The 12,961-nt window shown below is 35.4% G+C and carries 15 protein-coding genes; 11 read left to right on the top strand and 4 right to left on the bottom strand.

Going from position 1 to position 12,961, the window contains the following annotated elements; genetic code table 11:
• Positions 1 to 229 precede the first annotated feature (229 nt).
• Together O7776_RS10675 and O7776_RS10670 are read left to right on the top strand one after the other, a co-directional pair.
• Entirely contained in the window at positions 230 to 610 is a 381-nt protein-coding gene (locus O7776_RS10675; RefSeq protein ID WP_274307059.1) for an alpha/beta fold hydrolase, read from the top strand.
• A gap of 62 nt (positions 611 to 672) precedes the next feature.
• Positions 673 to 1,005, top strand: a complete 333-nt coding sequence (locus O7776_RS10670) for an alpha/beta fold hydrolase (protein ID WP_274307058.1) — start codon at positions 673 to 675, stop codon at positions 1,003 to 1,005.
• A gap of 134 nt (positions 1,006 to 1,139) precedes the next feature.
• Here the strand turns inward: O7776_RS10670 and O7776_RS10665 are convergent, their stop codons facing one another.
• The 3 genes from O7776_RS10665 to O7776_RS10655 all read right to left on the bottom strand — a co-directional run bounded on the left by O7776_RS10665 (position 1,140) and on the right by O7776_RS10655 (position 3,787).
• Positions 1,140 to 2,105, bottom strand: a complete 966-nt coding sequence (locus O7776_RS10665; RefSeq protein WP_274307057.1) for an urea transporter — start codon at positions 2,103 to 2,105, stop codon at positions 1,140 to 1,142.
• Positions 2,106 to 2,388: 283 nt separating this feature from the next.
• The gene (locus O7776_RS10660) at positions 2,389 to 3,240 is read right to left on the bottom strand and encodes a hypothetical protein (protein ID WP_274307056.1); all 852 of its coding nucleotides are present in this window, start codon (positions 3,238 to 3,240) and stop codon (positions 2,389 to 2,391) included.
• A gap of 76 nt (positions 3,241 to 3,316) precedes the next feature.
• Complete coding sequence (locus O7776_RS10655; protein WP_274307055.1) at positions 3,317 to 3,787, bottom strand: DinB family protein; 471 nt, start codon at positions 3,785 to 3,787, stop codon at positions 3,317 to 3,319.
• A 384-nt stretch (positions 3,788 to 4,171) separates the two neighbouring features.
• Between O7776_RS10655 and O7776_RS10650 the strand changes: the two genes are divergently transcribed.
• The 7 genes from O7776_RS10650 (at position 4,172) to O7776_RS10620 (ending at position 10,416) form a co-directional block, all read left to right on the top strand.
• Complete coding sequence (locus O7776_RS10650; protein WP_274307054.1) at positions 4,172 to 4,798, top strand: GntR family transcriptional regulator; 627 nt, start codon at positions 4,172 to 4,174, stop codon at positions 4,796 to 4,798.
• A 268-nt stretch (positions 4,799 to 5,066) separates the two neighbouring features.
• Positions 5,067 to 6,263, top strand: a complete 1,197-nt coding sequence (locus O7776_RS10645) for a quaternary amine ABC transporter ATP-binding protein (protein WP_274307053.1) — start codon at positions 5,067 to 5,069, stop codon at positions 6,261 to 6,263.
• On the top strand, positions 6,256 to 7,110 hold the full coding sequence (locus tag O7776_RS10640; RefSeq protein ID WP_274307052.1) for an ABC transporter permease: 855 nt from the start codon (positions 6,256 to 6,258) through the stop codon (positions 7,108 to 7,110). The genes O7776_RS10645 and O7776_RS10640 overlap by 8 nt, the downstream gene beginning before the upstream one ends.
• A gap of 16 nt (positions 7,111 to 7,126) precedes the next feature.
• Entirely contained in the window at positions 7,127 to 7,981 is an 855-nt protein-coding gene (locus O7776_RS10635; protein ID WP_274307051.1) for a glycine betaine ABC transporter substrate-binding protein, read from the top strand.
• 178 nt (positions 7,982 to 8,159) lie between these two features.
• Positions 8,160 to 8,897: a methionine ABC transporter ATP-binding protein gene (locus O7776_RS10630; protein ID WP_274307050.1), complete on the top strand. Its 738-nt coding sequence runs from the start codon at positions 8,160 to 8,162 to the stop codon at positions 8,895 to 8,897.
• Positions 8,898 to 9,560 (top strand): methionine ABC transporter permease, encoded by a 663-nt coding sequence (locus tag O7776_RS10625; protein WP_274307049.1) that lies wholly within the window; start codon positions 8,898 to 8,900, stop codon positions 9,558 to 9,560.
• A 10-nt stretch (positions 9,561 to 9,570) separates the two neighbouring features.
• Positions 9,571 to 10,416: a MetQ/NlpA family ABC transporter substrate-binding protein gene (locus O7776_RS10620; protein WP_274307048.1), complete on the top strand. Its 846-nt coding sequence runs from the start codon at positions 9,571 to 9,573 to the stop codon at positions 10,414 to 10,416.
• 123 nt (positions 10,417 to 10,539) lie between these two features.
• Here the strand turns inward: O7776_RS10620 and O7776_RS10615 are convergent, their stop codons facing one another.
• Positions 10,540 to 11,175 carry an NAD(P)-dependent oxidoreductase gene (locus O7776_RS10615; protein WP_274307047.1) on the bottom strand — a complete coding sequence of 212 codons (636 nt, stop codon included), beginning with the start codon at positions 11,173 to 11,175 and terminating at the stop codon, positions 10,540 to 10,542.
• A 157-nt stretch (positions 11,176 to 11,332) separates the two neighbouring features.
• Between O7776_RS10615 and O7776_RS10610 the strand changes: the two genes are divergently transcribed.
• Together O7776_RS10610 and epsC are read left to right on the top strand one after the other, a co-directional pair.
• Positions 11,333 to 11,779 (top strand): Rrf2 family transcriptional regulator, encoded by a 447-nt coding sequence (locus O7776_RS10610; protein WP_274307046.1) that lies wholly within the window; start codon positions 11,333 to 11,335, stop codon positions 11,777 to 11,779.
• A gap of 86 nt (positions 11,780 to 11,865) precedes the next feature.
• A complete protein-coding gene (gene epsC, locus O7776_RS10605; RefSeq protein WP_274307045.1) occupies positions 11,866 to 12,795 on the top strand; it encodes a serine O-acetyltransferase EpsC in 930 nt (309 codons plus the stop codon).
• Positions 12,796 to 12,961 lie beyond the last annotated feature (166 nt).

Raw genomic sequence — 12,961 nt, 5'->3', positions numbered from 1 at the left:
AGCGTTATTGAAAGCCTTTCTTGTATTTTTACAGCAAGTAACTAAAAACGTCTTATATTGAAAAAGAGTAATTTTTTAGTACTGTATTTTGCGTATCCTTATTGGTTAAAGAGGGCCGTTTTTCTTGTATTTAGGTAAGAAAGTTGTAAATATATGATATTCGTGAAACCATCACGTGCTACTTTTCGTATTGATAATAGACGTTATATAATCAAAGGATGAGTAGTAGTTGTTACATTATAAAATTTATAGTCATCAGCACAAAGAGTGGGTTGTATTAGTACATGGAGCTGGTGGAAGCTCAACAATTTGGTATAAGCAAATTCGTGCATACCGCAAGCACTTCAATGTGTTGGTAGTTGATTTACGAGGGCATGGTGCTTGTAAAATAGAGAATAGTCCCACAAAATATACACTCGATTTAGTAAGTCAAGATATTCTAAAAGTATTAGATTCATTAGATATTGAGAAGGCTCATTTTGTTGGGATTTCACTAGGGACCATGTTAATTCGTCATTTAGCCGAATCGAACCCAGAGAGATTTCATACGATGGTACTTGCTGGTGCAGTATACGTATTACACCCAAGCTCCATTTTTTACTTGGCCTAGCCAATCTATTTAAAAAAATAATCCCGTTTATGTGGTTATATAAATTATTTGCTTGGATATTGATGCCCAAAAAAACGCATAAATCTTCACGCCATCTCTTTATTCAAGAAGCGAAAAAAATAAAACATCGAGAATTTTTACGCTGGCTTACATTAACAGGTGGTATCGCCAAACATTTAGTGAAATTCAATGAGAAAGATACAAAAATTACGTCACTTTATATTATGGGAGATGAAGATTACGTATTTTTAGAACCAGTGAAACGATTAGTGAAGAAACATCCTTCAAGTCAATTAGTCATTTTAAATAATAGTGGGCATGTATGTAATGTGGATCAGGCAGAACAATTTAACGAAGTATCGATGCAATTTTTAGAAAATGCATTGGACAAATAAGCAGTTAGAATCGCTAATTTTATTACGGATATTACATCCAATCAATTCGGATCGAATGCCGGAAAGTCCTCTTTTCAATGGATTTTCCGGCATAGTATTTTGACTGAAGCTGTTTTTATCTACATACTAAGGAATTAAAAACGCAGAAATATTTTTCTAGCACCTAATAGCATCCATGTACAAAGAACGAATGGCATGGTGAAGGTTGGTAGCCCATATGGGACAAGTAAAGTTGTGATTGTGGCAGTTAGCGGCACACTTAAACAGGCTCCAATTATTCCTATAATAAAGCTTAAGCGAGAATTCGCTCCTTTAAAAACAATTGCTACAGCAAGGATTGTTAAAATCGCATTAAATCCGTAGAGACCTGCCTGTATTAAGTCACGTGAACCGCCTAGCACAAAGGCCGTTAGCATGGCAAAGAGATTTCCAATTAACGCAAATATGCCGAATTGCCAACCTGCAAAAAATAACCCAATAAAAACTAAAGTCGCTGAAATGAAATTTTTCAGGAAAAATACTTGCCCAAAACCATTCAAAGTCGCTTGGAACCAGCTGATGGAATCTTCTGTTGTTAAGATAAAATGTGATAAATTTTGAGGAGATAGACTAGATGATAATTGAATAGTTTCAAATTGATAGGATGCTAATAATGTAGACCAACTGACGACAATAAAAGGGAATGTCAGAATTGGAATGTCGGTGTTTCGCATGAAATGCATCATTGCAGCTGCAAAGAGTGTTGTTACTGCCGCTCCTAAAAGAGCAATAATCCAATAATATGGCCCTGTTAAAAATAATGTAAGTGCCATCCCAGTTAAAACAGGACTAAAGGAGAGCAAACCTTGCCGTATCAATTTTTCGTCTGCCTTTCCGGCTATACCGATAAGCACGGCAATTAGGGAAGATAGCCATGCAACTACAGCTAAAAGTGGTGATACAATTGTTATTGCGAGCAAAAATAAAATGCCGGTTATTGTATTTTCTATGAAACCCACTTGTGAGATTCCTTTAAAAGACGCAACGAAGATCTGCTGCCAATTCATCTTATTATTAACAGTAGCATCTTCCATTGATGTGACCTGTTTGCTAACGTTCATATCATGCTACACTCCCAAAATGAATAGTAAATACCAATATCTTCTAATGTAATCTTTCGAAATGATAGTTTCCTCTTGTAATTTAACTAGTGAGAACACATAATTCCTCTTTTTTATAGGTGCAGCAATGGAAGTGGGAACGAGCTCGCAAAATATAGTGCCATCCACAAGATTGTGTGAAATTCCCCGTTCTCGCCACAGGAATCAATCCATGCTGCTTCGAGTTCTTCCATTAATTCTTTTGTTAATTGTTTCCCTGATCATTTTCCATATTGAAGTGGATTTACTCAATATTGTTTGCAAATGCATTTAATAAACCAATCATTTGTTCTTTAAAATTTGGTTTAAGCCAAAATAATATCGTGTCCTCGTTGCCGATTTGTTCAACCAAATCTTGAACGACTTCATACCCAATATAATAAGCTAAACGGGTATAACCAAAACGCACTCCGCCATTAATTGAAAACCATTCTTTAAAAATTTCTTGTGAAGACAGTTGCTCTAAATCCTGTTGAAATGAAGTGATAATTTTTGCTTTATTCATACGAGCATAATTTAGCCATGCTTCATCCCTCTCAAATGCGAAGTAAATTTCCTTTTCTGCTTCAACAACTTGTGTAGATAAATACGTTGCGATACCTTCTTGAATAAGCCATGTATATGGGCTATTCCAATCAATTTGGCCAATCTCCACACCATTTCGAAGCGTTACAATATGGTGCACAGCATGGCCGAATTCATGAGCAATTAACGTACGAATACCGATTTCTAAAGCTGGCATTCGCTCTACACAAAATACTACTTCAGGATTCATAGAATGCGTTGTATAAGCATTTGAGCCACCTAATCCTACAAATATATGTACAGCTTCTGTAAAAGTGATATCGAACATTTTTTCATAGTTGGCTGTAATTTCACTTATGTTCATTAAAATTCGTTCTTTCACAAAGTTTATGTCTTCAAGTTTATTTGGATGCTGCTTTATAGCGATGTTTAGCTTTTCTTTTTTATTTTTACAATGAAATCGAAAATAAAAATCAAATGATTCTCGGTGTTTTTGGAAATAGGTCTCATAATATTCAGGCGTTGCTTCGTATTTTTCTAAAAAAGGTGTAACGTAATCGATTATTTTCAATGCTGTCTCCTCCTAAGAGATTATAAATAAAATGTACCTTAGAAAAATCAACTTAAAAATTCAACTATCAATGTGGCTAATCATAATTTCTTATAATTAAATCCGAAGAAATCGGTTTAAGCTGCAGTTCTCTAGCCCAAATAGATAATTGCCCTATGTGATGAATTTCGTGAGTAATCATATGCGCTAATATCTTTTTTTGAGTAAAGTGTAAAATAGTACCATCACGACGTTTCACTTCAATTATTCTATTCTCATTTTCTGAAGTTAATTGTTCAATAAAGTTATTAGTATTCGATTTTACAAAGGCGGAGTATGCCCTTATATCTTTTAATTGATATATTGAATTTCGTGTTTCACAAAGGTTGGGTTTTTTAACCATTGAATTTAACCAAAGTAATTCACAATCTATTATATGTATGAGTGTTTTCTGAATACTTTTCATACCACCTATGCGCTCTTTATGAAATTCTTCTTCAGATATTGATTGACACCAATTAAACCAATCTTCACGTACTTGCCAATTATATTGAAATAAAGATAACATTGTGCAACTCCTTCTACTTGAATATTGTTAATAGTAAGAAAAATTATAACTTAACGTAGGCTTATATGAAACATAGAATCATATTTTTTGACGTAGATGGAACCATTACAAGTTATATTAACGGATCATTTCACAAATATTAAACATTCGATTAACAAACTGTTAGACAATGGATTCCATGAGGTTGCAGCAACTGGCAGAACCTTGTCAATGTGTAGTCAAATTGCTGAATTCCTTAGCTAGCTGCAATCAATTCCTCCAGTAAGATTTACGTAACATCCTAACCTGTTTTTCACTTTTCTGAAATACTAAATGACATAACAATAGCGTTTTTTTAATTCCATAGTAAAATGAATGTAATGAAGTAAAGGAGTTTTATTTTACATGGAAAAAAAGCTACCAGTGAAACAACCTAAATATCAATTAATTGCAGAGGACATTGCAGGGAAAATTGTAGAAGGTAAATATGAAGTAGGCGAAAAAATTTATGCCCGTTCATCGATTGCCACAACATATGCCGTATCGGCTGAAACCGCTCGCCGTGCAATTGCAGTTTTACAAGATTTAAACATCGTAGAAGCCACAAAGGGGAGCGGAGTAATCATTCAATCCTATGAACGTGCTGCCGAATTTGTTCACCGTTTAAAAGATGTTAAAAGCGTACGAATTTTACAAAATGAACTAGAAAATAGCATTGAAAGACAAAAAAGTGAACTTGAAAACTTCCAATCGTCACTTTTTGAATTTATTAATCGTACAAATCGCTTACAATCTATTAACCCGTTTATTCCATTTCAATTAGAAGTCACGAATCAATGTCTATTTTTAAATAAAAATATTGGCGAACTTCATTTTTGGCAACAAACTGGAGCTACAATTATTGCAATAAAAAAAGAAACAGAACTTGTGTTATCACCAGGGCCATATGCAATATTACAAGCAGGAGATATCATATATTTTATTGGAAATGAGCAAAGTTATTCAGTAGTTCAACAATTTTTAAACAGTTAGTTAATTCGCAAGAAGCTTATGCAATTAGGGTAACTAAGAATATGAATGCACAAATTAAAATGCCGAAACGTTGACTTAACAGCGTTTCGGCATTTTTTAATTCAATTTATTTTGTAGTAAAAGTGTCTTATTGGACAACTATATTTTGAAATATTTGTCATTCGTTTGACAAAGTAACAACTTGTATGTAACAATTAAGTGGTTGAAAGTAACAACCCCTAAATTACGGATAGTTGTTACTTTAATTATATTATGGGAAGTGAGAGCGATGGCAAAAATAGAAATTAGCAATGTCACCAAAATTTTTGGAAAGACCAATGCGCAGGCATTAAAACTTGTGCATGAAAACTTTTCAAAGGAAGAAATTTTAAAGAAAACAGGAGCCACAGTGGGGGTTTATAATGCAAACCTTGAAATAGAAGAAGGCGAAATCTTCGTCATTATGGGGCTCTCTGGTAGTGGGAAATCCACATTAATTCGATTACTGAATCGATTAATTGAGCCAACATCCGGAGAAATTCGAATTGATGGAAAAGTAATTACAAATTTAAAAAAGAAGGATTTACAAGAAGTTCGTCGACAAAAAATGAGTATGGTCTTTCAAAATTTTGCATTGTTCCCACATCGTACGATTTTAGAAAATGCAGAATACGGTTTGGAAATAAGAGGGGTTCCAAAGACAGAACGAAGATTGAAAGCAGAAAAAGCTTTACAAAATGCAGGTCTATTAGCATACAAAGACCAATTCCCGCGCCAATTATCTGGTGGGATGCAGCAACGTGTCGGATTGGCAAGAGCACTAGCAAACGATACTGAAATTATTTTAATGGATGAAGCTTTTTCTGCGCTCGATCCGCTTATTCGTAAAGAAATGCAAGACGAACTGCTAGATTTACAAGTTAATTTAAAGAAAACAATTGTATTCATTACCCATGATTTGAATGAAGCTTTGCGTATTGGTGATCGCATTGCCATTATGAAAGATGGTCATATTGTTCAAGTCGGTACCGGTGAAGAAATTTTAACGAATCCATCTAATGATTATGTTCAATCTTTTTTAGAGGATGTGGACCGTTCAAAAGTATTAACTGCCGAAAATGCGATGATCCGTCCAGTGACGATTAATATCGAGCATGACGGACCGAAAGTTGCGCTACAACGAATGCGTGAAGAAGAGGTTAGTGTCTTGTTAGCAATAGATAAACACCGCAATTTCCTAGGGTATATCACAGCGGAGGATGCTGTTGCGTTAGTGAAAAGTGGAGATAAAAATTTACAATCGATTTTGCGTCAAGATATGCCGAGTGTTACGCCGGATACCGTATTACAAGATATTTTATCAACCATTTCTGATTCTCCAACCCCAATCGCAGTCGTGTTAGACAATAAATTAAAAGGGGTATTAATTCGAGGGGTAATTTTACAATCACTTGCCTCATCAGATGGAGGTGAGCGAAATGAATAGTTGGTTAGATGTGATTCCCAAGTTAGATGTTGCCAATCAAGTTGAAAAATTAATGGATATCATTACAGATACTTTTTCAGGATTATTTAAATTTGTTCAAGATACCGGTGAAGATATAATGCTTGGTACAACCGATTTACTAGTTGCGATACCACCAATACTTTTCATTGTTCTTGTTGCTATTATTTCCTTTTTTGCAACAGGAAGAAAATTTGGCTTGGCTTTATTCTCGTTACTTGGATTGTTATTCATTAATAACCAAGGTCTATGGGAGCAATTAATGAATACATTTACGCTTGTTATTTTTTCAAGTTTATTTGCCATTGTAATTGGGATTCCAATCGGGATTCTTATGTCAAAAAGTACTGCAGTTGAGCAAATTGTTAAACCAATATTAGACTTTATGCAAACAATGCCTGGATTTGTTTATTTAATTCCAGCAGTTGCCTTTTTCGGAATTGGTGTTGTTCCTGGTGTTTTTGCATCGGTCATCTTTGCTTTACCACCAACAGTTCGTTTTACAAATTTAGGTATTCGACAAGTACCGAAAGATTTAATCGAAGCATCTGATTCCTATGGAAGTACTGCCGCCCAAAAGCTTTTTAAAGTAGAAGTACCTTTGGCTAAAACAACAATTATGGCGGGGATTAACCAAACGGTATTATTATCACTTTCAATGGTAGTAATCGCTTCAATGATTGGTGCGCCTGGGTTAGGGAGAGAAGTATTATCTGCTCTACAACGTGCACAAGTCGGCAATGGCTTTGTTGCCGGAATTAGCTTAGTAATTTTTGCGATTATTGTTGATCGATTGACACAAAGTATCAACAAAAATAACGAACAATAATTAGGGGGAAATTCACATGATAAAGAGTAAATGGATGCTAGGATCTGTTGCAATGGCAGCTACATTATTATTAGGTGCCTGTGGGGGAGACGAATCGTCTGAAAGTTTAGGGGAAATTAACTTAGCTTATGTTGAATGGGATACTGAGGTGGCTTCAACGCATGTAGTTGGCCATGTGTTAGAAGATATGGGATATGATGTTACGTTAACACCGCTTGATAATGCAATAATGTGGGAAGCTGTTTCAAAGGGGGAGGCAGATGCGATGGTAGCTGGATGGTTGCCAGCGACCCATGCAGCACAGCTTGAAAAATATGGTGCTAACCTAGAAGATTTAGGTGCGAACTTGGAAGGCGCAAAAATTGGTTTAGTTGTACCTTCTTATATGGATGTTAATTCAATTGAAGATCTTTCAGATGAAGCGAAAAAAACAATCACAGGAATTGAACCAGGTGCAGGTATTATGAGTGCATCAGAAAACGCTTTAAAAGAGTATAGTAATTTAGAAGGCTGGACATTACAATCTGCCTCATCTGGTGCTATGACCGTTGCATTGGATCAAGCGATTAAAAATAACGAGGAAATTATTGTAACAGGCTGGAGTCCACACTGGAAATTTGCCTCTTATGATTTAAAATATTTAGAAGACCCTAAAGGTATTTATGGTGGAGCAGAAAATATCCATACATTTGCTCGTAAAGGGCTAGCAGAAGACCATGCAGAAGCGTATAAAGTATTAGATGCGTTTTCTTGGACAGTAGAAGATATGGAAGAGGTAATGCTTGATATTCAAGATGGCACAAGCCCAAAAGAAGCTGCTGAAAAATGGGTAGAAGATAATAGCGAGCTAGTTGAAAGTTGGAAAAAGTAATATTATTGAAAGGCGTTGGCAATATATTTTTTGCCAACGCTTTTTTGTTGCTCATTTAAAATAACAAAAATTTATTATTTTTATGAATAGAATGTTTAAAACATCTTTCACGTAATGACTAAATGAAGTATACTAAAAAACATTGTGACAGCTTTTTGAACAAGTAGGAGGCATACCAATGATTAAACTCTGCAATGTTAGTAAACAATATGACCATTATAATGCTGTACGTAACATTTCCCTTACAGTTAATAAAGGTGAAATTTTTGGCTTAATAGGTCCTAGTGGTGCAGGCAAGTCGACGCTTTTACGAATAATGAATTTGCTTGAAGTGCCGACAAGTGGTGATGTATTTGTTGCCGATCAAAATTTAACGACAAGCACGCAAAAACAGCTGCGCAATGTACGTAAATCAATTGGAATGATTTTTCAACATTTTAATTTACTTGCAAACAAAACCGTTTATGAAAATGTCGAAATTGCATTAGAGTTGGCGGATTTTAGAAAAAATGAACGAAAAGTGCGTATTGAAGAATGCTTACGATTTGTAGGTTTAGAATCGATGGCTAGTAAATTTCCCGCGCAGCTAAGTGGTGGGCAAAAACAACGTGTGGCAATCGCACGTGCATTAGCGACAAAACCAAATGTCTTATTATGCGATGAACCAACATCTTCGCTCGATCCAACAACAACGGCAGAAATTTTGGCTGTACTAGAATCGATTAATAAAACATTAGGTGTAACCATCGTAATTGTAAGTCACGAAATGGAAGTTATTAAAAGCATTTGCCAGCGGGTATGTGTTTTAGCTGATGGTGAAGTGTATGAAACGGTATCTATAGTGCCAACAGGAGTGATGAAAATTGATCCTAGTCCACAAACATTCGTGCATGAATTGACGAAGGAGGGCCACTAAATGCCAGAAGTGCTCGTACAATATCAAGCAGAAATTATGACTTCGATTATCCAAACTGCTATTATGGTGGGGGTGTCAATTTTAGCTGCTATTTTAGTTGGTCTTCCTGTAGGAACATTATTATTTTTAACGAGTAAAGGCCGCATTCTTGAAAATAAAGCGTTATATAATTCGTTTAATTTGGTTGTCAATATTATTCGTTCATTCCCGTTTTTATTATTAGTTGTATTTTTAATTCCATTTACGCGTGTTATAGTTGGTTCGGCTATCGGAACAGCTGCAGCATGTGTACCGCTTGCGATAATTGCTATTGCACATTATGCACGTTTAGTAGAGCAATCATTGTTAGAAGTGCCTAGAGGCGTAATAGAAGCAGCCATTTCAATGGGGGCTACCGTAAAAGCGATTATTTTTAAATTTCTCTATGTTGAAGCTCGTTCAGGGCTTGTACTTGGGTTAACGACTTCAACAATTAGTTTTATTTCATATTCAACAATTATGGGTGTCGTTGGTGGCGGTGGTATCGGTGATTTTGCCATTCGATACGGCTATCAGCAATTTAAAACGGATCTAATGATGTATATGATCATCATTATGATAATTTTTGTACAGTTCATTCAAATTATTGGAACAACTGTTGCAAGAAAAATAGATAAACGTTAGGAGTAGAAACATGAAAAAACTAGTTATGCTTTTTGCCATACTGTCAGTATTGCTTTTAGCTGCATGTGGCAACAATGATGCAAAGCAAAACAACAGCAAGCAAGAGGAAAAACCATCATCTGATGCAACAACAGAACGTACAACTTTAAAGGTGGCATCTTTAATCCCACCAATGACCAACATTTTAGAAATTGCGAAACCGATTTTAGCAGAGCAAAACATTGATCTAGAAATTGTTATCCTCGGTGACAATGTGCAGCCAAACTCAGCTTTAGCTGCTGGTGAAGTTGATGCCAATTTATTTCAACACAAACCGTTTATGACGGAATACAATAAAGCAAACGGTTCAAAATTAACTGCTATTCAGAAAATTTACTACCCGAACTTCAGCATTTACTCAAAGAAATATAAAAATTGGGACGAATTACCTGAAGGTGCAACATTAGCAATTGCAAATGATGCCTCAAATATCGATCGTACATTACAATTATTAGTGCAAAATAATGTGCTGACTTTAGGTGAAAAACAAGATACCTATTACACATTAAAAGACATCACAGATAATCCAAAAAATCTACAATTCAAAGAAGTAGACTTATTAATGTTAGCACGTATGTATGACGAAGCGGATATTGTAGCAATGTATCCAGCATATGCTGCGCCACTTGGTTTAACTCCAAGCGAAGATGCATTACTACAAGAGCTACCAGGAAATGATTTTGCAATTCAACTCGTAACGCGTGAAGATAATCAAAATGATGAAGCAATTCAAAAGCTAAAAGAAGCAGTTACGAGTGAAGAAGTTCGTAAGTTTTTAGAAGAAAATTATAAAGATACATCGATACCAGCATTTTAATAATTAATTGTCAAAAGTGTGTTCCGAAGTACAAATTCGGACGCACTTTTTTGTATTTATTCCGAAAGCCAATATAAAAGCACCGAGTCATTACAAAAAGAGACTCGGTGCTTTTGATAATTTTTATTTTTCGCCAACGACTGTAAAGCGTTGGTTAATATGCGTTGCTTGTTCGATTTCGTCTACAATGGCTAGTGCAAAATCCGCATAGCTAATATAGCTTTCACCTTGTGAGTTAACAAGAAGATGCTCTTCTCCGCTTGTATAAGTACCTTTTTTTGTACCTTCGAAATCAAAAAATGCAGACGGGCTGACGAATGTCCATGTAATGTCCTTTGTTTGTTGTAGCTCCATAAGATTACGTGCTTGTCCCTTTGCTGTTGGTTTAAAAATCTCTGGAAACTCTGGTGTGTCTATTAATTGTAGGGATTTAGCATCATCAACATATAAGCTACCAGCTCCACCAACGACAATAATACGTGTATGTGTACCTGTAGCAGCTTTAATTAATGCATGACCAGCATCTACATGAGCTTGTTCTTCTCCAATAGGCGCACCGAAAGCATTGACTACAACATCAAAAGGTACTAAATCCTCGGAAGTTAAATGGAAAATATCCTTTTCAATAACAGGGACATTTGCTTTTGTGAATTTTTCCTGATTTCGAACAATCGCTGTTACATCATGTCCTCGTTGAATTGCTTCCTCTAAAATAAAATGACCTGCCTTACCATTTGCACCAATAATACCTACTTTCATGAATAAAACCTCCAAATATGATAAAGTATATATTGTAACCAATTTAGTTACCTGTAACTATAATAGTTACAACTATGATTTTTGTCAATTATAAAGATTTTTTTGTTAAAATAATATAGATATATTAATAAGAGTTTAAAGAAAGAAGGAGTATGCCATGTCAATTAGTAGTCGCTTTTCTGTTGCGATTCACATATTAACTTTATTAGAAGTCAATAAAGAAGGAACAAATACATCTGAATTCATCGCAGGGAGCGTGAAAACAAATCCTGTGGTCGTTCGAAAAATTATGGGAATGTTAAAAAAGGCGGAGCTGATTCAGGTGCAACCAGGTATTGCTGGAGCAAAGTTAGCAAAAGAACACGCAAAAATTTCACTATTTGATGTATATAAGGCCGTAAATGTAGTTGAAGAAAATGAATTATTCGGTATACATGAGTATCCGAACCCAGATTGTCCAGTGGGGAGAAATATTGAAGAGGTGATAGCTCCAATATTTATAACAGCACAGCATGCGCTTGAAAAAGTACTACTACATGTTACGTTGCAAGATATAGTGCACAGTGTTCAAGAGAAGGAATCAAATGAGCAAAAAATGAAATAAAGATATCTTTCTATACATCACCAGGTATAATGAGTTCATAGGTATTTATTATGTATATTTTGAGATTGTAAAGGAGTATCAAATACATGAAGATGGAAGATTGGTTAAACAAAGAAACTGTAAAAATTGCCAACGAATTAATGGCATATAATGAGCAGCATGTAGAAATAGAAAAATCGATTGGCTTTGTTGGTCGTGATAAAGTACATGCCATATTACAAAGTTTTCATGAGGTTTTATTCCCAGCGATGTATGATCAAGGTAATTCTGATAAAGTGCGTACACAAGTCGTTGTGAATGATAAATTGCGTCAGGCTTCTTTAGATTTACGTGATATTATTGAAAAAGTATTAATATATCAAAATGTAGATAATTGCAATGGGCAATGCCGCGAAAGTGCGGATACTGTTGTCATGGAGCTAGTGAATCGCTTCCCAAAAATTCGTGAAATGATTCAATCAGATATTGAAGCTGCATATAATGGCGATCCAGCCGCGACGTCGACAGAAGAAATCTTATTAAGCTATCCTTCGATTCGCGCGGTGTTTATTCACCGTATTGCGCATGAGCTGTATCGATTAAAAGTGACAATTGTGCCACGTATTATGTCTGAATATGCACATCAGCTAACAGGAATTGATATTCACCCAGGTGCGTCGATTGGCCGTTCGTTCTTCATTGACCATGGTACAGGTGTTGTAGTAGGGGAGACGTGTACGATTGGCGATAATGTGAAAATTTATCAAGGTGTTACGCTGGGGGCACTTAGCTTCCCACTAGATGAGTCAGGCAATCCGATTAAGGGTATTAAACGTCACCCAAATATTGAAGACAATGTTGTGATTTATGCGGGTGCGACGATTTTAGGTGGTAAAACAACAATTGGTCATGATACTGTGCTAGGGAGTAATATTTGGTTAACACATACCGTACCGCCTTATTCACGTGTCTATAATTCACAGCCATCACCAAATATTAGCGTGAGTAAAGAGTATGTTCCTGATTATGAAATTTAATTGAGTAGGCAATCAAAGTGCTTTCTGAGTGCTTTGGTTGTTTTTTTATGTATAAAGGTTTTTTCCTTTTAATAGAGAATTAATAAAATAAATGGCTATTGCAGTGGAGTTAAAGGGGCAGAATCGCCTAATAAGCATAATTGAATTGCAGGAGTTATTTAATATT

Source organism: Solibacillus daqui, from assembly GCF_028747805.1.
Taxonomy (GTDB): Bacteria; Bacillota; Bacilli; order Bacillales_A; family Planococcaceae; genus Solibacillus; species Solibacillus daqui.
This window is presented reverse-complemented; position numbering and strand designations above follow the sequence as displayed.